This is a genomic window from Nostoc sp. (assembly GCF_036917235.1).
In the GTDB taxonomy this organism is placed as follows: Bacteria; Cyanobacteriota; Cyanobacteriia; order Cyanobacteriales; family Nostocaceae; genus Nostoc.
In genome coordinates, this window is record NZ_JBALDU010000009.1 from 97,926 (window position 1) to 121,690 (window position 23,765).

Genomic DNA, 23,765 nt, shown 5'->3' on the forward strand with positions numbered 1-23,765 from the left:
ATTTAATTCGATTATGCAAATTAGATGTTTTTTAGCTTAGTACTGGTGCTTGTTAGGACTTAGTATCAATAATTCGGCAACTAACTCGTAGGAATCTTCCATATCCATCCATATAATCCAATATAAAAACTGCTATGACGGCGAATAAGTCCCTCCAGATTCTTTAATTCGACCGATATATTTTGGGATACCCATACATTTAATTTCTGGTTGGGGTCTAAATACCTATCCATGACGTAATTCAGAATTGCGAATTGCGAATGGGGATTTTGGTAAATCCGGGTAATTTACGTTTTAGTCAGTTTTTCCTGAATGAATGTCCTGTTTTGCCTCTCGACTAGCTGTAGATGTGATTAGAAACGGATTATTAGGGAGAATTCTTTGAGCATCGAAAACGACGGTCGCGGCAGTGGCAGGTAGTGTTATGGCTTTTGTATTAGTTATAGATAGCGTCGGCGCAGCCCAACCTAGTCATCGCTATAGACTGGTGAAGCTCCGATATTAAGCTGGTGTTATGTTGAATGGGGCAAGAGTGATAAAAAAGGGTTAATGTCTCTTACCTGCTCCCAGATATAGCTCACCCACTTTCGGGTCATTCAACAATTCTTCACCAGGACCGGAGATCGCGTCACGTCCCGATTCTAATACATACCCACGATTAGCCATCTCTAAAGCTTTACGGGCATTTTGTTCTACTAATACGATCGCAGTACCTGCCTGATTAATTTGTTTAATCTGCTCGAACACTTGTGTCACCAAAATCGGCGACAAAGCAGCAGATGGCTCATCTAAAATCAGCAAACCAGGTTCCAACATCAAAGCTTTGCCCATCGCTAGCATCTGGCGTTCTCCTCCAGAGAGAGTGCCAGCGCGTTGACGACGGCGATCGCTTAGTCTGGGAAACATAGTAAATATTTTATCTTTAATTGGCTTCAAGGGAACGTTAAGCACAAAAGCACCCATCTCCAAATTCTCTTCAACACTGAGGGAGGGGAAAACATTGGCGATTTGCGGTACGTAGCACATTCCTCGTTGGACAATTTGATTGGACTTTAGCCCCACGATATTTTCACCTTTAAAGGTAATTGTGCCTGTGTGGGGGATCAAAAGCCCAAAAATTGCTTTTGCCAAAGTAGATTTACCTGCACCGTTGGGGCCAATCACTGTCACCAATTCCCCTGGTGCAACCTGAAAATTCACACCTTGCAGGATATCTACATCTTTGATGTATCCAGCGTGAACATTTTGAACTTCTAATAAATAATCATTTGTCATTGGTCAATCGATTTTGGATTTTAAATTTTGGATTTTGGATTGACCCCGACCACAACTTGTACTGAGCGTAGTCGAAGTAGGGTACGGGGCAAAATGATTTTAAATTTTGGATTCTGGATTTGTTCCGCTTGACTTAGCGCGGGGCATGAACCGGAATAATCTAAAATCTAAAATCTAAAATCTAAAATTGGCACGGTCAAGTCAAACATAACTATTGACTATTGACTATTGACTGTTGACTGTTGACTATGGACTATTACGGAGTTTTTTGCAACTCTGGTCGTTCTTCTGCAAGAATCGCCCCTTCTACTGGGCAAACTTGGAGACAGATGCCACAGTCGATGCAAGTAGCAAAATCAATCCAGTACCAATCAGTTCCCTTGGTGTTTTTGCTTGGGCCATCATGAATACAAGCTACTGGACAGGCATCTACGCAGTCTGCAACGCCTTCACAGACTTCTGTAACAATTGTATGCGGCATATTCTCGATTCCCTCTCTTCTGTATCGGCTATTTCTAGCCTAACAGGGGAGGGGAGAGCAGGGGGGCAGGGGAGCAGGGGAGAAGTTGTAGTAAGTCTTTCCACTCTGCCCCTCTGCCTCTTTCCCCATACTCACTAACGCAATGGTTCTATTTTTGGTGAACCATCAGCTTTGATCCAGGCAATTTGGGCAATGCCGCGATCGCTTGCATATTGGCGAATCGCCTCTGCATCTCTTCCCCCCAAGTCAATTTCTACTCGCACTAAATCAGTAGAATCTCTGAGTTTTTGCGCGTAGACAAAGGCGGCGGCGTTAGCACTAGCTGTCTCCGGTGCTACCAACCAGTCACTCGCGGGAGTTTCCTGTGGTAATTGCTGGGTAGACAAGAGAACTTGGTATAAATCTTCGATACTTAGTCCAAAACCAATTCCGGGGATGTTTTCTCCTTGAGGATGATATAGCCCCAAAAGCTGATCATAGCGACCACCACGCCCTAAAACTCTGGCTTGGGATTCGGTATCGTTGACAACCTCAAATACAATACCAGTGTAGTAATCTATGGTTTGGATCAGGCTGAGGTCGAGGATTAACGGAAATTTTTTCTCTGATTCTAGTAATTCTACTAGGGATTTCAGGTTATTTACTGCCTCTCGCTGTTCTTCATCTAGATCCAGACTACTAACTTTTTGCAACACATCTGCACTTGGCCCGCGCAAATCCATGATGGTTTGGGCGCGATCGCGCAGTTTGTCACTTAGGGGTAAATTATCTATGGTGATGCGGTCAAGATGAGCGATCGCACTGCGAACTCGATCTTGGAGATTAGCAGGAAAGGCACTCAGAAGCGATCGGGTAATTCCCGCCTCACCCAAAATTAAATGCCATCCCTGCAAACCCAATGCTGTTAAACAATCTGCGACTAATAGCAGTACTTCGGCATTTGCCAGCAATCCGCCAGTACCTAACAACTCCACCCCAGCTTGATAAAACTCTTGCTGGCGATTATGCCTACTTTCCCAAGTGCGGCGAAACACATTGGCGTTGTAATACAACCGTTGTGGATAACTGACACCAGCCATCCGAGTCACAACAGTACGAGCAATAGATGCTGTTAATTCTGGACGTAGCCCTAATTCATCATCTTCACCATTTTGTTGTAGTTGAATCACCATCTGACGCTGGATTGCTTCCCCCGCCATCAGGGTATCCATCCGTTCTAAAGTCGAGGTGATAATCCTGTGATACCCCCAGCGATGAAACACCTGCTGTAACCGCTCTTCAATCCAGCGTTTTTTCTCCACATCCAAGGGCAATAAATCCCTGGCTCCCGCTGCTGGTTGATACACCATTATTTTTTCTTCCCACCAAACAAACCACCGAACAAACCACTACCAGATTTCTCTGGTTGCTTATCTCCATTATTGGGGGATGAAGTCACCTTATGATCGCTAGGTTGTTGTCCTAAAGCCTTATCTATTTTAGGTTTCCATTGTAGAGCGGTTTCATCACTGGGGTCTAATTTTAGAGCGTTGTCAAAGTGGATTTTGGCCATTTTTAGCTGATTTTGCTTCAAATACACCATTGCAATCAAGCTATGACAGCGACTATTTTTCGGTTCTAGCTTCAGGGCCTCTTGCAATTCTACTTTGGCTGGAGCAAATTGATTTTTGTCAATCAAAGATTGAGCGCGACGAATATACTGTTCTACAATCAAGTCTTCTTTTGGTGGCGCTGGTGTTGGTGCTGTATTTTTTGGTGTATTTGGCTGAGGCGAACCCGATTGGACTTTGGGTTGAGCAGGTGGCGGCGACGCTGCGGATGATTTACCCGCACTCCGCATTAAATACACTAAATTCAACTCACTAGCTTGGGCAATAACTTGCAGTGCTTGTTCTAAAGAATCATATTGGGTTTGGGCTAGTTTCGCGATCGCAGTTTTATAGAAATGATCGACATTAGCCGCCTCAACTAACTGTTTAGCCAAGTCGGTGTTTAGAGTTACCGAAGTAGACTCTTGTAGCAGACGTTTGCCAATTTGCGACAAAATTAGAATATATTCAGTGCGAGTGCGATCGCCGGCAAGTTTTTCGTAAGCCGGGTTAACCAGCTTTGATAACAATTCATTACCGAGATGTTTTTGAGCAGCAGTTTCAGTAAGACTACTGTCTGGGTGCAAACGACGAGCAACTTGGAGATAGCGTTTGCGAATCTCTTTAACATCGGCATCAACTGGAACGCACAGCACTGCGTGATGATCTATGAAATCATATTTAAATAGTCCACGATCTATTTTGAAAGACATATAGAGTTTTTGCACCAAAGGAGCAGTTAGATTGCTTTTAGTGTACCCAAAGTCGTAGAGAAAGCCCCCATCTGTTACACCCAAGCTGACAGTGGTGGAACCCGTAAAAGTTCGTTACTGAGAGAGTCGTGAATATAACTATTTGTGGCAAGAATTCTACCTGACTCAATTTTGACAGCAGTGCCATCGTAGGCAGTGATTTTGCCCCCGGCTTCTTGTACCAAAATTATCCCAGCGGCAATATCCCAAGGAGCAAGTCCCCGTTCCCAGTAACCATCGACACGTCCACAGGCAACATAAGCCAAATCTAGCGATGCCGAACCGCTACGTCTAACTCCTTGGGTAAGATGGGTGAGATGACTAAATTCTGCGTAGTTATTATCAGAGGTTTCGCGGCGATCGTAGGCAAATCCTGTTACTAGTAGGCTTTTACTCAGTTCAGATGTTGCTGAAACCTTTATGATCTGACGGTTACGCGTTGCCCCTAAGCCAGCAGCAGCACGGAATAGCTCATTGTGAAATGGGTCATAAATTACACCAACTTGCGGAACGCCATTAATTAACAGCCCGATGGAAACGGCGAAAAATGGGTATTGATGAGCGTAGTTGGTTGTGCCATCTAAAGGATCTATTGCCCAGAGGTATTCATTTTCTTGATTACCTAATTTCCCTGATTCTTCAGCAAGGATCGAGTGCTGGGGAAAATGGCGACGCAAAATTTCTAAAATCAACTCTTCTGAGGCTTTATCAGCAGCCGTGACTAAATCACCAGGGCGTCCTTTTTCAATAATTGCGTCTTCTAACTTACCTAAATAACCTTGCAAAATAGCACCAGCAGCTAAGGCCGCTTCTGTAGCAATATCTAGAAAAATTTGTAGATTAGTCATTAGTCATTAGTCATTAGTCATTGGTCATTAGTCATTAGTCATTGGGAAGGGTGCAGAGAAGAAAGAGATGTATTTGGTATTTTCCCCCTGCCCCCTGCTCCAATCCCCAATCCCCAGTCTTCAAAGATTTTGGCGGCGAAACTCGCCGGGAGTAAGACGCATGGGCTTTTCTGGGTTCCAGATTCCTTGACCCATGAGTCTAGCCCATTGTTGGGCGCGTTCTAAACGCTGATCATACTTGTGGTTAGGCGATCGCCCCACAAACATTGCATTCCCTTGTTTGACTAATTCTTCATTCAACAACACCTTATTTTTCCACACATAAGCTAGAGTTCGTCCGATTTTGTCTTTTGCTTCTAAATCAAACTCCAGCGTTACCGATTGTTCTACACCACCAATTAGATTCTCTAACTGTTCTTTTGCTGCTTCCCCCCAAGGGCGCTGTCGCAAATCTGGTGCATCAACACCCACTAACCGCACTTGGGAAATCAAATTTGGTTGTTCAGCCATGCCTAACACTTCCAAGCTTTGCCCACTAACTACCCGTGCTACTTTCACCTGGGCTTCACTGTTCGGCAGTTGGTTTTTAGCTTGGCAACTCACCAAGAGCAATAAGCAAGCCAAAATCGCTATTTTTCGCACCCAGTCACCAAAATTTACAGGCATCAGAAATTCGGTGATTTTGAATTGTTTATTCCTCATCTAAGGGTAAACCCGCTTTAACTTTCCCCCTAGCAAAATAGCGTCCAAACTGGAGTTCGTAGACTTCATCTTCGTCTTGTGTCTCCACTTCCAAGTCAGAACGGGGGTAACTCACACACAACAAGGCATAACCTTGGCGACGTAAATCTGGCGACAAGCCGATCGCCTCTGGTTGGTAAATTTCTCCTGATAACACTCTCACAGCACAAGCGGTGCAAGCCCCGTTACGACAGGAAAACGGTAGTTCTACCCCTTGTTTTTCGCCAGTATGCAGGATGTAGCGGTCTTCTGGCACTTCTAGGGTGTATGTTTTGTCAGTGGCGCGATCGCGAACTTTAATTGTGTATGTACGGGACATCTGGATTTGCGTTTTAGGATTAGGACTTTCAGATTCAATCTAGAATATCTTTCTTTATCTTTGCATTTTCTAGGATTCTATAGTATGATCGTAACTTGTGACACCTGGAGAGGTGGCCGAGTGGTTTAAGGCGCAGACCTGGAAAGTCTGTGAAGCGGAAACGTTTCCGAGAGTTCGAATCTCTCCCTCTCCGTTTTCAGACCTAACTCTAAATATATAGTTTGAACTATAGTTCTACAAATAGTCAGGTTCAGTAAGAAGCATATCTGAAATTTAGACTAAACATTGCGTAAATTGAATCTTTTTAGGCAATATTCAATTGCTTTATAACGGAATAATAAGAGTTGTGGCTTATCCAAAAAATACTGCTTAAGTTCTCTTTTAAGCAGTATTTTGTCAAGTGTGTAACTTTCTGCGTGAATGCTACTAAAACCTCTACTAAGATTGTGGAACCCACACAGAAACAGAACCAGCATCGCATCGAAAATCAGCCCAGCCCTCATCATTCGTTGTCACAGGTTCGCTGATATGTTCAGTAATATCAATGTAAGTGGTGTTGGGTTGCCCAACTTCCATCCACTTAGTCCCTTCTCCTCCATTACTCAGAACAACCGCGATACCGCCAGGATGTTCTTCATCTCCTAAGCGTGTCCAGGCGATTGTATTGGCGTGATCGAAGTAATCGTATTGGTCGCCATAGGCATAGGTTTGACGAACGTGCAAAAATTTATCAATTATCCATTTATGACTATCGAGCCAAATCTCATGCTCATTGCCATCACTGCCCGTATCCTTGTAATTAGCACCATAGTAATCCGCATAGAAGATACAGGGATAACCATCACTTCGCAGTAGAATCAACGCATAAGCCAACGGTTTAAACCAGCCTTCCACTACAGATTCCAACGACTGCAAGGGTTGAGAATCATGATTGTCAACTAAGGTGACGGCTAAAGCAGGTTGCTGTTGTACCAAGGTATTATCAAATATCTGCCGCATATCGTAGTCATTGCCTTGTTTGCTGGCAGCGCTAAAGTTATAGTGCAATGGCGCATCAAACAGCAACACATCACCACCGGTGACGCTAATGAAATGGTGCAGCGCTTCAACTTCATAAGACCAATACTCACCGACGGCAAAAAGATCGCGACCTGCCTTTTGGCGACAGTGTTGCAGCCATTCTGGGAAAAAGCCAGCTCTAACGTGTTTAACCGCATCAAAACGAAAGCCATCTACATCAGTGGTTTCTACAAACCACTCACCCCAGCGATTCAACTCGTCGCGCACTTCTGGACTTTCCATATCCAGATCGCATCCCATCAGATAGTCGAAAGCGCCTTTTTCCAGGTCAACCTGTTCGTCAAATTGTTTATCTTTGAATAGATAAACTGCGTTCTCACCTTCGTTGTAAACGTTGTAATCAACTGCGTCGAAGTGCCACCAGTGCCATTCCATATCAGAGTATTTGCCTTGGCGACCTGGAAAGGTAAAGTGAGTCCACACTTTAATTGTTTGCATCTCACCGATGGGCTGGGTGCGATCGTCTGGATTATAAGGCGTTGCTTCCACCTCTTCTTCTTTGTCTGCACCTAACTTGTGGTTAAGGACAACATCAGCATATACTCGAATGCCAGCAGCTTTTGCCGCCTTAACAGCAGCGATATACTCGTCTTTTGTGCCGTACTTTGTCCGAACCGAGCCTTTCTGGTCAAACTCGCCTAGATCGTATATATCATAGACTCCATAGCCGACATCGTAGCCACCCCCTGTTCCTTTGTAAGCTGGGGGTAGCCAAACAGATGTAACACCTGCATCAGCTAACTCTTTGACTTTATCTTTAAATTCATTCCAAAGATTGCCATCTGGAGGGATATACCAATGGAAGTACTGCATCATTACACCATTCAGTTGAGCCATGTGCATCCCTCTAGTAAAAGTTACGATAAATTGTGATTTCCGACACAAAGACTGTACATTAAGTTTTATTTTTTGTCTTTCAATAGAAACAAAAATCTACTAAAAACTGCACTCAACTCATATTGTTTTCTTCTGTGGGTGACAGTTCTTCAGCCAGGTTTTTCTGGAGTGCTTCCAATACTGCGATCGGATCAGCCGGTTCCTGCATCGATTTCGCTTCCGAATCAAGCCGATTTATCACATCAGGCAAATCGGTACGGAGTTCTTCTAATAGAGCAATAATCTTGGCAATTTTTTGCTCGGAGAGCAGGTTAAGCTGTAGCATCAATTGCGCCCGTTGTTCGGCAAAGTTTTCTTGGCGAGTTTGTCGTACCAGTACTCCGGTTGAGATCACCAATGACGCTGCGTCTAAGCCTTGACCTGACCAGCTAAACGAGGGGAGATTGAATGGCAAAAAGCGATCGAAAAAACTGCTAAAAATCCAGATGGCCAGTATGATTAGCAAACTATACATAAATATCGATCGCCCAAAGAATGTAGCGATCGCTTCTAGTATCCGCTGGTGGACGGGAATATCTCGAACTTCCTGGTTATGAAGTGAAATAATCGCTTCAATATTTTTTGCGATCGGGTCTGGTAATGGAGCCACGATCACTTGATTTCGAGAAGCTTTCTCTTTGAGTTTGTTAGCATCTGAACTGAAGTGTCTGTTCGCTGTGTAGTCTGCGTTATCGGTCATGCACCAACTCCTGAATCTGGATGTTACTCGATTATTGCTTATCTTCCACCGACGATCGCATCCCAATACTGCTCGATTATTTAGATTTAGAACTAGAAAAATTAAATATGATTTCCAAATAAATCAACTTTAGGGGCGTACATCTGTATGCCCCTAATAGGTATTTCGTAAAACCAAGGGTATTGAGTTCTAAGGCACTTCAATGGGAATCAAAGCATTTTCTGGTAAATAGTTGGAAAAACGCCCTTCATCTGCAAGTACTAAAATCAGGCGCAGAGGATAATCTGGCGGCACTTGCAAATCTGCCCACGGCACTGCCAACTCTAAACAACTATTTATTGCTACTTGAGCGCGACTGAAACGGGGATGCCATTGATGATTGTCTCCAGCTTCCCGAAACTGAATCGATTGCGTCAGTAAGTTAACTTCTAAAAGATGGTGGTAAAGGTAATTCAGTGGGGCTGCATCTGGTACATCTGCCAAGGGAACTGGGCTATTAACCATTGTTTTTTCTGGATAGAACCACAGCAAATTTAACTCTGCTGGAAAACCCTGCCCTGGTGCAACGCCACCTTTAAAGTCCAGCCGCAAATAGAAATTGAGGTGATCTACCCCGTACCAAAGTCGCTGGATGACGCTGCTATTGTGCATCGTCCCCCGCGCCCCGCCGATTTCTATGCGTCCAGCTTTGTCCCAATCTTGCTCATCACCGCTACCATCGATGAGGGGGTGAATAAACCCTTGTGGGGCGTGGTTAGCCTGTGCTGCGTGGTTTTCCAGTGGTTGCTTGAGATAAGGCGGAACAGGTTCATTTAATGCCTTGTAAATACCAAACAGATGTTCTCGAAACAACCGGTCAAAGATGGCATCCTGATTTGATGAGTGTCCTGCACCAAACCACCAGAACCAGTCGGAACCCTCTGCCGCATACAATGCTTCCCATGCTTCGGGGTTGTTTTCTTCTGTCGCTTCGGGATGATTTGCGAGCATTTTTCTTGCTTCTGTCAAGTAATCCCAAGCACGATTTTTGGCGGGATCGCCGATCCAAGTTGTGAAGCTGCCATCCACCCAAGAACCGCTATGTAGTTGTCCTCCGGGGATGGTGGCTGTGGCTGGAAATTCTTCCAGAAATTCGGAGACGGTAACGAGTTTAAGGCGGGGTTCATCGCTCAAACTTTGATACAAAGCTTCTAAGAAGGGTTTGCCATCTTGGGGATAAAATTCCCAGCAATTTTCCCCATCTAAGGCGATGGTAACTAGCCAAGGTTGCTCGCTTTGACTATCTCTTTGCATTTTAGCGATCGCTTGTAAATGTCCCACTAAATCCGCAGCGGCCTGTTTTGCTGGCATTGCACCATAAGTAAAGCCAATCAAATCTGATAATCTGTGGTCCCGAAACACAATTGATAAGTCACCCTCGGCGGTTTGGAGGCGATAGGGTCGGTACAGCAGTTCTGGTTGCTCCACATTCCCCGCCCCATCCCGATGAAAAAGGTGTTTCAGCGTCCACCCTAAGACGGCTTCATCTGAGCATATCCACTTAAATCCTTGGTTAATAATGTCTGGAAGTATTGCTGGACTTACTGATTGTTCCGAAGGCCACAAACCACGAGGAATCTGTCCAAAGCGCTCTTTATAAAAGTCCCAAGCTTTCCGCAAGTGGCGGGGGATATCTTCCGCCCAGTCAAAACGCTGCTTAGGTAGTGTCATATTGGGCACAGCTACCCGACCAGAGTTAGTATCAGCTAGTAAGGGTAAAATCGGGTGGGTGTAAGGCGTGGTGGTGACTTCTAGCTGCCCTGCCTCCTGCATTTTCCGATGTTGGGGAATAATTCGGCTCAAGATTTCCCGCTGTTTGGAATAAATGCGCTGGCGATCGCTTAAAGTAAAATTCCGGCCCTGTTTTAACCAAGCAGCAATTTCCGGGTCATCCCAAAACAACGGATCGATCCAAGCCAAATTGTGCCAAGCTAGCAAATCACCATAATCTGGCAATTCCCAATTAGCTAAACACCAAGCTTGCCCTTTTTCCTGCCTTTGCTGGTACAACTCGGCATAGCGGGGATGAGGGTCAATCAGCGTATGGTGATTGGCATCGAAAAAGTGTTGAATAATGAATTCCCGCTGTTGGTAGGTAAGTTGTTCATCCGGTGTCAAGCTGGCTGTGAGATAAGGGTCAAAAGCAGTGCCAGCAATATAATCTTCAAGTTGCAATATCAACGATGGAACTAAATTTACCGTTTGGTGTAACTTAGGATATTGCTCTAAGAGCAATACCAAATCCAAATAATCTTTAGTGCCATGCAAACGTACCCAAGGAAGACGGTACTGCTGACTCGAAGATAGCGAAACGCCGCTGCCAGGGGATTTGTACAGCGGCTGATGTTGATGCCAGATAAAAGCAATGTAGAGAGGATGGGACATAGAAATAGTTAGGAGTTAAGAATGAGGAGTTAGGAGTTAATTGAAAACTCATAACTCCTAACTCCTAACTCCTAACTTTTACACCACTTGCTCAATTTCTGCAATTTCGGGAATCATTTCCTTAAGGCGGCGCTCAATACCCATTCTCAGGGTCATTGCAGAACTGGGACAAGAACCACAAGCACCTTGCAGCCGCAGTTTTACAACGGGGCCATCAAGTTCTACGAGTTCCACGTTGCCGCCATCAGACATGAGATAAGGGCGCATTTCATCTAAAACTGTTTCAACGTTGTCAATTGTGAGTTCCATAGTTTAGACCTGCTAAGTTAGGGATGGGCATGGGGAATGGGGCATGGGGCATTGAATAATAACGATCCCTGTAGACCAATGCACCCTTACTCATTAACGATTATCCAAAGTTTTATTTTCCAGCTTTGTTAAATCGATCCTAAATCTAATTGCCGCTAGATTGTCAGGTGTCAGTTTTTTATGACTTTTGACTAAACCACTGCTGGTTTTAGCAACTTGATATTAGATTAGCTGAACAATTTCTCGTGCAAGCCCTCCTACTCTACTTTAGCCTTTAAAGTACTGAAGAGAACGCAAGGAGGTGAGGACAAGGAAGGTTTTTCCCAATACCGCTCAAGAGTGCTGAGTAATGAGTAATGAGTAATGAGTGCTGAGTAATGAGTTTGGATACTTGGTAATACTGGGTTTTGAGTTTTAAACTTTAAAGTTTTTTAGTAATTATTATTTAATAACCATATTAGGCATGGGGCAAAACAGTTCCGAGTTGTGAGTAAGGAATCCTACTCATTACTCATTACTCATTACTCATTACTCAACATTCAGCACCACTTGTTGAGTCGCTATCATTAGACGAAACCATGACTGGTTGTTGATATAGTGGCACGGTGAATGTGACTGTTGAGCCAAGTCCTTCGCCCAAGCTATAAAAATGTACCTCACCGCCCATAGCCTCCACTAACTTCTGCGATATTACCAGTCCCAAACCTGTGCCGCCGTACTGGCGAGTGCGGGAGCCATCCACCTGAGAGAATAATTGAAAAAGCTTATCTTGTTTATCTAAAGAAACACCAATACCCGTGTCTGCCACACGTACTCTCACCATACCAGGAAATTGCTGATCTTGAAAGTTCGCCTTTTTGAGTACTAAATCGGCGCTGACAGTAACGCCGCCTTCATGGGTGAACTTGATGGCATTGTTCACCAAATTAAGCATCACTTGTAGCAACCGTTGATAGTTACTTTGGACAATTATTTCATCAGAGGTAGCTGGCATTTGCATCCGAAAGCTGAGGTTTTTCATTTGTGCCTGGGGACGCATGAAACCTTCTACATGACTGAATAGTTCATCTAGCTTGACTGGCGCGTAAGCTAGCTCCATTTTGCCGGCTTCGATTTTGGCAATGTCCAAAATGTCGTTGATGATATTCAGCAAATGTATCGATAAGTGATGAGCTTCTGCTAAAAACTGGTTTTGCTCTTCTGGGTCGTCTGCCATACCTTCTAAAATCAGCTTCAAAAAGCCAATCATACCGTTGAGGGGGGTACGAATTTCATGGGATACATTGGCCAGAAACTCACTTTTGAGGCGGGAAGCTTCTTCCGCTTTTTGACGCGCTATTTCTAATTCTTCATATAAAGTAGCATGGGCGATCGCAGTTCCTAATTGATCTGCTGCTTCTTTTGCCAGTTCTAATTCCGATTCTGTTAATGTGTAGCATTCATCCTGCCAATTTAAGGCAACCAATCCATTAGCTTGATCTTGATAGCAAGTCGCAACTACTAAAGTTTTCTGCCACCCAGACTCTTTGTTTCCAGGCACTTCCATCATAACTGGTTCTAGGGTTGCCAAGGCTTGAGCAAAGGCAGGCTCAGAAGCTATATCTATGTCTGAGCCAAGCATTGATTTGAGTTCTGGCTGGCGATACTCAGCCTTCACCTGCACTTTTCGGCTTGAGGGCTGGTAAGGACAAATAATGCAGCGCTCTAGCCGCAGTGCTTTCCCCAAACTATCAACTGTTTGCTGCCAAATAATATCTAAATCCAATGTCCGGCGAATATTTCTGGTAATGCGATTTACCAATTTTTGGTGTTGCTGTGAACGTAAAGCCAACTCTATTTGTGTGGGCGTTTTTGATGCCACACGCGCTTGTTTTTTGTTGAGTGTCGCTTGTACTAAGCGTCCCATCACTAAAACGGTAGTAGCAGTGGTTCCCAAACTCGGCATAATCGGACTAATCACTAAGTCCAACTCAAGTAATTCCTTCTGATAGCTAAACCAACATTGAAACCTTTCTGGCACCAAATTTGTCAAAATTCGGTGCAATCGTTCCAAATAAGTAACCTTATCCACCGGAACAAAGGTTTGAGTCTGGTTCAGATCGTCAACTATTTTTTCAGTACTTAACCCCAGGAGTTCGCTGTACTGCCAATAAAAGGTCAGATAGCGCCCTGCCCCATCTTGGGTATAAACTAACTCGGCTCCTAGAGTTGGTAATGAGCCATCAGTCTTACTGGTAATAGATTCCAGATTTTGGGAAAATACATTTGACAATTGGGAATTGGCAGTAATAGTCATTAATTGAGTTGGATAGACAAAGGGTATCCGACCGTAATTTTACTAAAGCCGCTGAAATTTATACATAAATTTTTACAGCTTTTTTGGGTTTGATGGGGTATTTTTTGGTGTTCTGAAAACCAGATTGGCAAACTTTACTTTTTTTAACTTGCATTGACAGTTAAATAATGGCGTCAATCGTTCCATTCACCGCGAGGTGGAACAGGAGTACGCACAGGCGTGCGCGTTAGTTCGTCATCTCTGAGGATTTCACCCCGTAACCACTGGCGAATTGCCACCTCAATTACTTTACTTGGGTCATTGGTGAGATGCTGAATTTGCTCTAGTAACTCGGAGTCTAGGCGGACAGCAATTTCTACCTTATCGGCTTGTGTATTTTCCGCTTTGGTAGTTTTCTCTCTCATATTCATAGGTTTATATACTCTGAATTCTTTGAATTGGTTTTGTCTAAAGCTTTGTAAAGTAGTTATATTCATTATTTGGGCTAATTCGCTGAAAAATTTTCAAGGGCACAGTTAAATACTTCCCTGAAATAGCACCAAAGTAACAGCTTTAAGTTTTAAATCGCATTTTTCATATAACTGACTAGACAATGGCTCTAAAAGTTTTGCCGATAAACCAGCGATTATGGACAATTACCAGTCGCAATTGCCCAGGCTCCCTACGATCCCTACACGATCCCTGCATGTACTTATTTACATTTATTGTACGCTCCTAGCTGTTGAATACTAGCAGCGACAAATAGACTTTCATAATATTCTTAAATGTCCACCTATTTAGATCGAAAGTTAAAGATGGGGTGAAGAGGAGTAATGAGTAATAAGTTAAGGGTTATTTCCCCTCTGACCCACTCAGCACGGGCTAAACCTTAGCTATCCGCTAACGGAACTCAGCACTCAGCACTAAAAGCAGAGCGTCTTGGCTAAGAAAGCATTAAAATACATTAAGTAAATTGCCCTTTTAACTTTGGTTGCTGCTAAGGCAAAGATAGTATATGACTGACGTTCCCGCAGTTCGCATTCGCAATTTTTGTATTATTGCTCACATCGACCACGGGAAATCAACCCTCGCCGATCGCTTGCTACAAGCTACTGGCACTGTTGAAGACCGACAGATGAAGGAACAGTTTCTCGACAATATGGATTTGGAACGGGAGCGCGGCATTACGATTAAGCTGCAAGCTGCCCGGATGAACTACACAGCCAAAGATGGTCAGCAGTATGTGCTGAACTTGATTGACACTCCGGGACACGTGGATTTCTCTTATGAAGTCTCCCGCTCTCTTGTTGCTTGCGAAGGAGCGCTATTGGTAGTAGATGCGTCCCAAGGTGTGGAGGCGCAAACTTTGGCGAATGTATATTTAGCATTAGAGAGTAACCTGGAAATTATCCCGGTTTTGAATAAAATCGATTTGCCGGGGGCTGAACCAGAACGGGTAATTAGCGAAATTGAAGAAATTATCGGTCTAGATTGCAGTGGTGCGATTCTGGCTTCTGCTAAAGAGGGAATTGGTATTAATGAGATTTTAGAAGCAGTTGTCGAGCGGATACCGCCACCGCCCAATACCATAAATGAACGCTTACGAGCGTTAATTTTTGATAGTTATTACGACAGTTATCGGGGAGTAATTGTGTATTTCCGGGTGATGGATGGCACCGTGAAAAAAGGCGATCGCATCCATTTAATGGCATCTGGTAAAGAATTTGAAATTGATGAGTTAGGTGTCCTTTCTCCAACTCAAAAGCAAGTTGATGAACTGCACGCTGGCGAAGTAGGCTATTTGGGTGCGGCAATTAAAGCTGTAGCTGATGCACGGGTAGGAGACACAATTACCCTTAGTAAGGCGAAAGCGGAGTCACCCTTACCAGGTTACGCAGAAGCGAACCCGATGGTTTTTTGCGGGATGTTCCCCATTGATGCCGATCAATTTGAAGATTTGCGGGAAGCCTTGGAAAAGCTGGAACTCAATGACGCAGCGCTACATTATGAACCCGAAACTTCGAGCGCAATGGGGTTTGGCTTCCGTTGCGGTTTCTTAGGTTTGCTGCACATGGAAATTGTCCAGGAACGTCTAGAGCGAGAGTATAACCTAGATTTAATCATTACAGCCCCATCGGTGGTTTATAAGGTGATTACCTTAAAAGGTGAGGAACTGTACATCGATAATCCTAGTCGCTTGCCTTCTCCTAACGATCGCGAAAGAATTGAAGAACCCTATGTCCAAGTCGAGATGATTACGCCGGAAACTTATGTTGGAAGCTTGATGGAGTTGTCACAAAATCGCCGTGGCATCTTCAAAGATATGAAATATCTCGCCCAAGGACGAACAACCCTCACTTACGAGCTACCCTTAGCGGAAGTTGTAACTGACTTTTTCGATCAAATGAAATCGCGATCGCGCGGTTACGCCAGTATGGAATATCACATCATCGGCTACCGTGAAAATCCTTTGGTGAAGCTGGATATCATGATTAACGGCGATCCTGTGGATTCCTTGGCGATGATTGTGCATCGAGATAAAGCCTACAATGTCGGGCGGGCAATGGCAGAAAAACTCAAGGAACTAATTCCCCGCCATCAATTCAAAGTGCCAATTCAGGCATCTATTGGCAGTAAAGTTATTGCCAGCGAACATATCCCCGCTTTACGGAAAGATGTGCTAGCAAAATGCTACGGTGGTGACATCAGTCGGAAGAAAAAACTTTTGCAGAAGCAAGCAAAAGGTAAAAAGCGGATGAAATCTGTAGGTACTGTAGATGTACCGCAGGAAGCCTTTATGGCAGTACTGCGCTTGGATCAAAACTAATAAGAATTCAGGAGTCAGGAGTCAGGAGTCAGAATTCAGAATGAATTTGAGTCCGAGTGGCGGATATCGCTACGCAAAGCGAGTCCGCATACTCCTAAGAAGCAAGCTAGCAAGAGCGTCTGAATCTACTATTTTCAGTCCCCCACCAAAATTTTTTTATTCTGTATTCTGTATTCTGTATTCTTCTTCAACATTCGTTAATTTTAGTTACAACGGCTGTCAACAGCAGCCTCAAATGAGTTCCAGGTTGCTGCTGGCAGGTTAAACAATCCTTGAGTGTGCCTCTAGTGCGGGATTTCTAACAGAAAAAATGATAATTTATTGTAGAAATTCAAAACGTCATGAGCCGCAAGCAGCCCCAAGAACAACTCTCTGAGGCAGAGCAAAAGTATCGTACTCTCGTAGAACAAATTCCCGGCGTTGTACCGCATATTTTGTATTTGTTTGACCTCTTAAAAGGAACGAGCATTTATCTTAATGAGAAAAGTGTGACAGTTTTAGGCTACTCTCCAGAGGAATTTTGTCAAGCAGATCCGCAATGGTTCATGAATTGCTTTCATCCAGACGACCGACATCTCTGCTATGACATACCAAGTCGCTTTGTCAATCTGCAAGACAATGAAGTTCTTTCCACCGAATATCGATTTCGACACAAAAATGGGGAGTGGTGTTGGCTGAATATGCGAGAAGTCGTGTTTTTAGCCACTATTACCAGGGATAGGGATTACCTAAAGTCTTCCATGATATTCAGGAGTCTGATTTTTCAGCCGACCTTTTTGAGTTATTACAACTCTATCAGATTAAAGCTGCTATAATAGTGGCGATTTTTAATGGGGAGCATCTGTGGGGTTTACTTATTGCTCACCACTGTACTGGACCTCGTTATTGGCAAGCATTTGAAGTGAATTTGTTGCAGCAATTGGCTAGTCAAGTAGCGATCGCTATTCATCAATCTGTACTCTACCAGCAAGTACAAGCTGCCAATGAAGAATTACAAAGATTAGCTACCCTAGATGGCTTGACTCAAATAGCCAATCGCCGCAGATTTGATCAATATCTGGAAGCTGAGTGGCAGCGATTCAAACGCGAGCAACTGTGTACAATATTTTTAATCGTGAGGATATATCTGTGTTCGCGGAGCGTCACGGAGTGAAGACAGCGTACCAATACAAGCTACGGCTAACAACAAAACAAGCCATTGAGATAGACAGGTGGCTGTCTATGCTATGCTCTCAATATAACTATTTGCTGGCTGATAGATTTGATTGGTATGAGCGCAATCGTTCACCGATTAATGCCTGTCCTCTTGTTTGCCATATACCAAAATTGCGAGATAACCCAGACTATTACTCGCAAAAGAAAATGTTACCGCAACTTAAAAAAACTCATCCTTGGTACAGTGAAATTTACTCGCAGGTGCTACAGGATATAGTCAAACGAGTGAAGATAACGTTTGACCGTTTTTTAAAATGTGATAGCAATGGAAAACATAGCGGCAAGCCCAGATTTAAATCTCGTAGCAGATATAGAACTTTTACTTATCAGCAAATGAAGGATGGGTGCTTAAGAGGCAATCTTATCACCTTGCCGATGTTTGGTATAGTCAAGGTTATTTTGCATCGCCCAATACCTGATGGGTTTAAAATTAAAACCGCATCAGTAACAAAAAAAGCTGATGGTTATTATTTAACTCTCGGTTTGGAGAATGCGACAGTCCCAACGATTAAGCCAGATTTTAACCCACATTCAATCACGGGTATCGACCTCGGTTTAAAAGACTTTTTGACAACTTCCGATGGTGATATTGTCCCAATCCCTCAGTATTATCGTAAATATCAAAAGCGATTGCGCGTTATTCAAAAGCGTGTTTCGCGTCGTAAAAAAGGAAGTAATCGGCGTAGAAAAGCTATTAAGCAAGTCGCCAAACAACACAAAAAAGTAGCTGATAAACGAAAAGACTTTCACTTTAAAACTGCCAATAATCTATTGAAAAAATATGATGTTGTAGTTCATGAAGATTTAAACGTCAAAGGTCTTTCTCGTTCCATGCTAGCTAAATCTGTGCATGATGCTGGATGGTCAAGCTTCCTGTCAATTCTAAGCACCAAAGCCGAAAATGCTGGGTTGTTGGTAATTGCAGTGAATCCATCGGGTACGTCACAAGATTGTTCTAGTTGTGGGGTGAAAGTTCCTAAAAAACTGCATGAAAGATGGCACGACTGTCCTAATTGTAAATGCAGTCTTGACCGCGATCGTAATGCAGCCGTGAATATAAAGAATAGAGCCGACGGACACGCGGTTCTTAAAAGCTCAACGCCTCCTACGCAATAGCCGGATTGGTTGAGAAGCCCACACTGCAACTGTATTCAGGTCAGTGTGTGGAGTGTGTCACGTAAATGTAGTTTGTTAGATATTTATAAAGTGTTGGGGAGTCTAGTAGATGAAGATACTGGTACTGAGTTGGGAGTTTCCACCAAGGATTATTGGGGGAATTGCGCGGCATGTGGCGGAGTTGTACCCGGAACTGGTAAAGCTAGGATATGAAATCCACCTGATTACAGCGGAGTTTGGTCACGCGTCGATGTATGAGGTAGTTGAAGGAGTAAAGATACATCGAGTGCCAGTGGCATATAGTAACGACTTTTTCCACTGGGTAGTGAATCTCAACTTGAGTATGGGAGATCACGGTGGTAAGTTGATTTTAGAAGAAGGGCCATTTGATTTAATTCATGCCCATGATTGGTTAGTCGGAGATGCTGCGATCGCTCTCAAGCATAATTTTAAAATACCACTAATTGCCACAATTCACGCTACCGAATATGGACGCTATAACGGTATTTACACAGATATTCAAGGTTATATAAATGGCAAAGAAACCTTGTTAGCTTACAATGCGTGGCGGATTATTGTTTGTAGCGACTATATGCGCCAAGAAGTAGAACGAGCGCTCTACAGTCCTTGGGACAAAATTGATGTCATTTATAACGGTATCCGAGCCGAAAAGAAACAGCATCACATCGATTTTCATGCTCTGGATTTTCGCCGCCAATTTGCCGCAGACGATGAGAAAATAGTTTACTACCTCGGTCGCATGACCTACGAAAAAGGTATACCTATATTACTTAATGCCGCACCCAAAATCCTTTCCCAAATGGGAGGTAACGTTAAATTTGTGATCGTTGGTGGCGGTAATACTGACCATCTCAAGCGCCAAGCCTGGGATTTAGGAATTTGGCATCATTGTTATTTTACCGGTTTTCTCTCCGATGAATACTTAGATAAATTTCAAACTGTCGCAGACTGTGCCGTTTTTCCGAGTCTTTACGAACCCTTTGGAATTGTAGCTTTAGAAAGCTTTGCTTCTCGTGTACCTGTAGTAGTTTCTGATACTGGTGGTTTTCCAGAAGTGGTGCAACACACCAAAACAGGCATTGTCACTTGGGTGAACAATCCCGATTCTTTAGCTTGGGGAATTTTGGAAGTGTTGAAAAATCCAGGTTATCGCCAATGGCTTGTGGATAACGCTTATCAGGATTTAGAAAGACGCTTTAGCTGGCCGAAATTAGCCAAACAAACCGAGCAAGTATATCAGCAAGTTGTGCAAGAGCGATCGCAAATACCGTGGTAATATAGATCCCCGATTTCTTGAAGAAATCGGGGATCTAAAATTTTATTTGAACTTGCATAAATCCTTAATCAACTTTGAAACATCCATAGCTCAATACGCTTGGGTTAGCGCCAAAAATCTTAAGTTGTGTAGGTTGGGTTGAGGAACGAAACCCAACATTTATGACTATATAAAATAAACTGCTCTTTTGGAATAAATTATGAGCTAAAGAAGCTAATGATATTGTTTATTGTGGACTATTTCTACCTTGGATTCACGCTTCTATTTTTCAATCGCTGGCAATTATCAGGAAGAACTAAATGGTGAAAATAATTTAATTTGTGTTCCCAGTTATTCAGCATATTGGTTAAGTATTCCCAGTAATTACGGAAGCATCTGAACAATCAATACCTAATCTATTTTAAATTTTATCTTGTCAGAATTAAACGCTACAAGCAATGTAGATATTTTCGCACAGTAGCACAGAGAATTAATGATTACTCTGCATTGTTTTGCGTTAACAAACAGTACAAGACCTGTACGCTGGAAATTCTACCCTATCTAGTGCCACAGTTAAGCTAGTGCGCGTCTCAATTGCACATTTTTCGTTAAGACTGTCCTAAGTCAATTGGTTATTCACAACAACAGATAAATGACTAATGACAAAGGACAAATTTCACGAATAAATAAGCAATTAAAATGCGTCACAGCCTAGCAATAATTGCAGTTTGCTCTAGAAATTTAGTATGACAAAGGCATTCCCAAGCATAGCAAGGCGCTTGAAAAGTACAGGAATCAAGTTGTTGAAAATGGGAACCTTCCTAATAACCCGTTTTATTGCAAGCTGGAAACGCTTCTTTCTGGGTGACACTGTTGATGTTCGCCCCTCCACCTCTGACTCCTTTGATGTCCGTCCCTCCTTAGCGGGCCCAGTCCTGAGTTTGGGTGGGGGAGGCCCCGATGTCGATGATGCTATCCAGTGGATGATTAACCAAGTTAGAGGAGGTAGTAACTCCAGCACTAAAGTTAATGTTGTAGTTATCCGCACTAATGGTAATCACGATTACAATCGGCTAATTTATGCCATGAAGGGTGTAAATTTTGTGGAAACTCTTTTGGTTAGGGATAGACAAGAGGCAAACAAAGCTGAGATTTATGAAAAAATCCGAAATGCTGATGTAGTTTTCTTTGCTGGCGGGGATCAATGTCAATACATCCGCAACTGGAAAGATACCAAGCTTGAGGCTGCCGTTAAATCAGTTTACCTTAAGGGAGGTGGTATTGGTGGCACTAGTGCGGGTGCAATGATCCAAAGTGATTGTGTCTATGATGCTTGCGCTTCTTCCGAAAAAGGCATTGAAACTAGAGACGCACTTGAAGATCCCTACCGAGACATTACTTTTACTTACAACTTTTTCAATTGGAGTAATTTGAAGGGAACTATCGTAGATACACACTTTGACAGGCGGGAAAGAATGGGTCGAATTATGACTTTCATTGCCCGTCAAATTAAGGATGGTGTATTTAGCAGTGTTTTAGGTATAGCGGTTAGTGAAAGTACGGCGGTTCTTGTGGATAAAAACGGTTTGGTGAAAGTTATGGGTAGGGGTGCAGCATACTTTGTACTTGGCAATCATCTGCCAGAAGTATGCGAACCCCGGAAGCCTTTGACCTTTTCCAATTACAAAATTTGGAAAGTTCGCAGTGGCGACACCTTCAACTTAAGAAATAGACCAACTTCTGGGTACTATCTCAGGAGTGTCAAAAGGGGACGGATTGATTCAAATCCCTATTGAGTGGCAGGGCTGATTCTTCCCATTTAAAACAGGATTTGTCAAGATGGTTAGCAAGAAAATTGTAAGTAAGGGTGACAATGAGATGAACATTTAAGCACTTAAATAGGGAGCATCTCACCTTTGCAAATATATCAGGCGTGTTTTTGCAAAAGTGAGATGCTCCCCTTAAATATCAGTAAAATAGTTCATTTTATCGGAACGCTGATAACAAACCAATCAATTTTTAATTGCTAGAACCCTTGATTTTTAAAGCTCTTTGGGGAATGAAACACGCCCAACGCCCATAACATCTTTTAATTTTTAAAATAGCTATCCAGGAGCTTTTAGCTCACTTGGGTAAAGGAGGGTTCAATAAAGTAATTTTAGAAAAGAATGTAAGAATATTCAAAAAAATAAATGATCCAAAATCCGTCATTGCGTTCGCTTCGCTCTCTACGAGACGCTACGCGAACGCAATGACAATTGAGTATTTTTTTACTTGGAGTACTTTAACAGAACCTGAGCTTCGGTTTTGCTCGGCTCAACCTGGCATATATAAGAATTTAAAAGTAATTTCGGGCAATACTAGGCGCTGATGGGTTGTTGTTCAGATTCAATTAACTGATTATTAGGTACATCAAATCTAATAGTACTAGCTGCCCAGTCTTTAAAATCGGGTGCTAGCCAGACTAGCTTACGCAGAATTTCATCATTGACCCACAACACCAAGGGAAACTGAAACTGTTTCCGAAACTCATCTCGCATGATATTGGTACTAATAATCAGTTGGTTAATTGCTACTACAGATTCTAAGCCTCGTACCATTAAAGCTTCGGGTTGAGTAGTACCAATTTCATTTGTAATAGCTGTATACAATTTGTCAGTAGTAGGTGAGAGCAAAATTTCGTGGATATCTGCTGATGAAAATTCTGTTAATAAATTTAACACTTGCTGCTGCCTTTGAACACAGTTGCAACACGCCAATAGCAGTGAAAACTGTCCACCAGAAACCATCATCGCTCTTGCCAGTCTCTTAGTGGCTGCTGTGCTGCTAACTGTGCTGTTTTCTGAATTAGTTAAGCCGATCATTAAAAACACCCTTCTTTTGATTTTCAAACATATTCAGTGATTCTACCCTATTAATTTTTATTTAAAAGTGTTAATCGGGTAACTTTTATGACTTGTCTCTGTAATATTAAGCATTATATAACGAACAAGCAGATGGTGCATTATCTCATATTCACAATTAAGGGATAATGTAAAGATAATATCAACACAATGTCAGTAATAGGGGACAAGCGAAGAATTAACAATTGAATTATCACTGGATTTTCATAGATTTTTGCATCTGCTAGCAAATAAGTAATTTTTTGTTAAGTGCAGTAAAAAAAATACTCGGTAAAAGTCTAACAGTAAATGTTAGCAAGTGGCAAAACTTATAGCAGTTTTCAAACGCACCCCTACTTAAACATTAGGTTTTCCATGTCACCCTTCTCTTGTGGTCGTACTATAACTTTGCTTCACGCTAACACCAGTTATCTACAGCAGTAAACCCCCTACAGCATGAGTTCACTGCGTCACTGTGTCTTCTCAACAAGCCATTTGGGGAGGGATATTGAGTGTGGAGTAGTAAAATAGTCTCAGCACAAGATGCAGAAATCTTGTTGCATTAAAGCTAACTCATCCGTTTGATAGAACTGTAGATTGAAGATGTCGCTCCGTTAGTGGAGGACAGGGAATATTTAGCTTTCTAAGATCGATTTAGAACATCTGAACTATAACAATAAGTTTGGAATTTGCTCAATTGCTCCATTTTTTGAGGTTGATAGCCAATAACAAACTTATGTAAATGTTTATTTTTTTTTAAGAATTCAATTAGGAATATCA

At 42.8% G+C, this 23,765-nt stretch carries 19 protein-coding genes, 1 tRNA gene and 1 pseudogene; 7 read left to right on the plus strand and 14 right to left on the minus strand.

Going from position 1 to position 23,765, the window contains the following annotated elements; all coding sequences use genetic code 11:
- Positions 1-546 precede the first annotated feature (546 nt).
- From V7K44_RS03375 to V7K44_RS03405, 7 genes are all read right to left on the minus strand, one after another.
- Positions 547-1,275 (minus strand): ABC transporter ATP-binding protein, encoded by a 729-nt coding sequence (locus V7K44_RS03375; RefSeq protein WP_099102504.1) that lies wholly within the window; start codon positions 1,273-1,275, stop codon positions 547-549.
- Positions 1,276-1,531: 256 nt separating this feature from the next.
- A complete protein-coding gene (locus V7K44_RS03380; protein ID WP_334928635.1) occupies positions 1,532-1,756 on the minus strand; it encodes an indolepyruvate ferredoxin oxidoreductase subunit alpha in 225 nt (74 codons plus the stop codon).
- 134 nt (positions 1,757-1,890) lie between these two features.
- A complete protein-coding gene (locus V7K44_RS03385; protein ID WP_334928637.1) occupies positions 1,891-3,105 on the minus strand; it encodes an ATP phosphoribosyltransferase regulatory subunit in 1,215 nt (404 codons plus the stop codon).
- Positions 3,105-4,058 (minus strand): J domain-containing protein, encoded by a 954-nt coding sequence (locus V7K44_RS03390; RefSeq protein ID WP_334928639.1) that lies wholly within the window; start codon positions 4,056-4,058, stop codon positions 3,105-3,107. Before V7K44_RS03390 ends, V7K44_RS03385 begins: the two co-directional genes overlap by 1 nt.
- Positions 4,059-4,132: 74 nt before the next feature.
- Positions 4,133-4,945: an inositol monophosphatase family protein gene (locus V7K44_RS03395; RefSeq protein ID WP_334928642.1), complete on the minus strand. Its 813-nt coding sequence runs from the start codon at positions 4,943-4,945 to the stop codon at positions 4,133-4,135.
- 120 nt (positions 4,946-5,065) lie between these two features.
- Positions 5,066-5,647: a thermonuclease family protein gene (locus V7K44_RS03400; protein ID WP_442940656.1), complete on the minus strand. Its 582-nt coding sequence runs from the start codon at positions 5,645-5,647 to the stop codon at positions 5,066-5,068.
- Entirely contained in the window at positions 5,637-6,005 is a 369-nt protein-coding gene (locus V7K44_RS03405) for a 2Fe-2S iron-sulfur cluster-binding protein (RefSeq protein WP_334928644.1), read from the minus strand. Before V7K44_RS03405 ends, V7K44_RS03400 begins: the two co-directional genes overlap by 11 nt.
- Positions 6,006-6,111: 106 nt before the next feature.
- Between V7K44_RS03405 and V7K44_RS03410 the strand changes: the two genes are divergently transcribed.
- Positions 6,112-6,198, plus strand: a tRNA-Ser gene (locus tag V7K44_RS03410).
- Between the two features lie 245 nt (positions 6,199-6,443).
- Here the strand turns inward: V7K44_RS03410 and V7K44_RS03415 are convergent.
- From V7K44_RS03415 to V7K44_RS03440, 6 genes are all read right to left on the minus strand, one after another.
- On the minus strand, positions 6,444-7,922 hold the full coding sequence (locus V7K44_RS03415; protein WP_334928646.1) for an alpha-amylase: 1,479 nt from the start codon (positions 7,920-7,922) through the stop codon (positions 6,444-6,446).
- 112 nt (positions 7,923-8,034) lie between these two features.
- The gene (locus V7K44_RS03420) at positions 8,035-8,661 is read right to left on the minus strand and encodes a DUF1003 domain-containing protein (protein WP_334928648.1); all 627 of its coding nucleotides are present in this window, start codon (positions 8,659-8,661) and stop codon (positions 8,035-8,037) included.
- A gap of 189 nt (positions 8,662-8,850) precedes the next feature.
- Positions 8,851-11,085: a glycoside hydrolase gene (locus tag V7K44_RS03425; protein WP_334928650.1), complete on the minus strand. Its 2,235-nt coding sequence runs from the start codon at positions 11,083-11,085 to the stop codon at positions 8,851-8,853.
- Between the two features lie 78 nt (positions 11,086-11,163).
- Entirely contained in the window at positions 11,164-11,394 is a 231-nt protein-coding gene (locus tag V7K44_RS03430; protein WP_012408256.1) for a NifU family protein, read from the minus strand.
- Between the two features lie 532 nt (positions 11,395-11,926).
- Positions 11,927-13,690 (minus strand): sensor histidine kinase, encoded by a 1,764-nt coding sequence (locus V7K44_RS03435; RefSeq protein WP_334928652.1) that lies wholly within the window; start codon positions 13,688-13,690, stop codon positions 11,927-11,929.
- Positions 13,691-13,863: 173 nt separating this feature from the next.
- Positions 13,864-14,100 (minus strand): hypothetical protein, encoded by a 237-nt coding sequence (locus V7K44_RS03440; protein ID WP_289796361.1) that lies wholly within the window; start codon positions 14,098-14,100, stop codon positions 13,864-13,866.
- A 584-nt stretch (positions 14,101-14,684) separates the two neighbouring features.
- On the opposite strand from V7K44_RS03440, the gene lepA reads away from it, so the two are divergent.
- The 6 genes and pseudogenes from lepA to V7K44_RS03470 all read left to right on the plus strand — a co-directional run bounded on the left by lepA (position 14,685) and on the right by V7K44_RS03470 (position 21,899).
- Positions 14,685-16,496 (plus strand): translation elongation factor 4, encoded by a 1,812-nt coding sequence (gene lepA, locus V7K44_RS03445; protein ID WP_334928654.1) that lies wholly within the window; start codon positions 14,685-14,687, stop codon positions 16,494-16,496.
- Positions 16,497-16,837: 341 nt separating this feature from the next.
- Positions 16,838-17,311 carry a PAS domain-containing protein gene (locus V7K44_RS03450; protein ID WP_334928656.1) on the plus strand — a complete coding sequence of 158 codons (474 nt, stop codon included), beginning with the start codon at positions 16,838-16,840 and terminating at the stop codon, positions 17,309-17,311.
- The gene (locus tag V7K44_RS03455) at positions 17,242-17,649 is read left to right on the plus strand and encodes a GAF domain-containing protein (RefSeq protein WP_334928745.1); all 408 of its coding nucleotides are present in this window, start codon (positions 17,242-17,244) and stop codon (positions 17,647-17,649) included. Before V7K44_RS03450 ends, V7K44_RS03455 begins: the two co-directional genes overlap by 70 nt.
- Positions 17,646-18,840: pseudogene (locus tag V7K44_RS03460) on the plus strand (RNA-guided endonuclease InsQ/TnpB family protein). Before V7K44_RS03455 ends, V7K44_RS03460 begins: the two are co-directional and overlap by 4 nt.
- A 96-nt stretch (positions 18,841-18,936) precedes the next feature.
- Entirely contained in the window at positions 18,937-20,124 is a 1,188-nt protein-coding gene (locus tag V7K44_RS03465) for a glycosyltransferase family 4 protein (protein ID WP_334928658.1), read from the plus strand.
- A gap of 725 nt (positions 20,125-20,849) precedes the next feature.
- Positions 20,850-21,899: a cyanophycinase gene (locus V7K44_RS03470; RefSeq protein ID WP_334928660.1), complete on the plus strand. Its 1,050-nt coding sequence runs from the start codon at positions 20,850-20,852 to the stop codon at positions 21,897-21,899.
- Between the two features lie 564 nt (positions 21,900-22,463).
- On the opposite strand, the gene V7K44_RS03475 is transcribed toward V7K44_RS03470, so the two are convergent.
- Positions 22,464-22,967: a hypothetical protein gene (locus tag V7K44_RS03475; protein ID WP_334928662.1), complete on the minus strand. Its 504-nt coding sequence runs from the start codon at positions 22,965-22,967 to the stop codon at positions 22,464-22,466.
- Positions 22,968-23,765 lie beyond the last annotated feature (798 nt).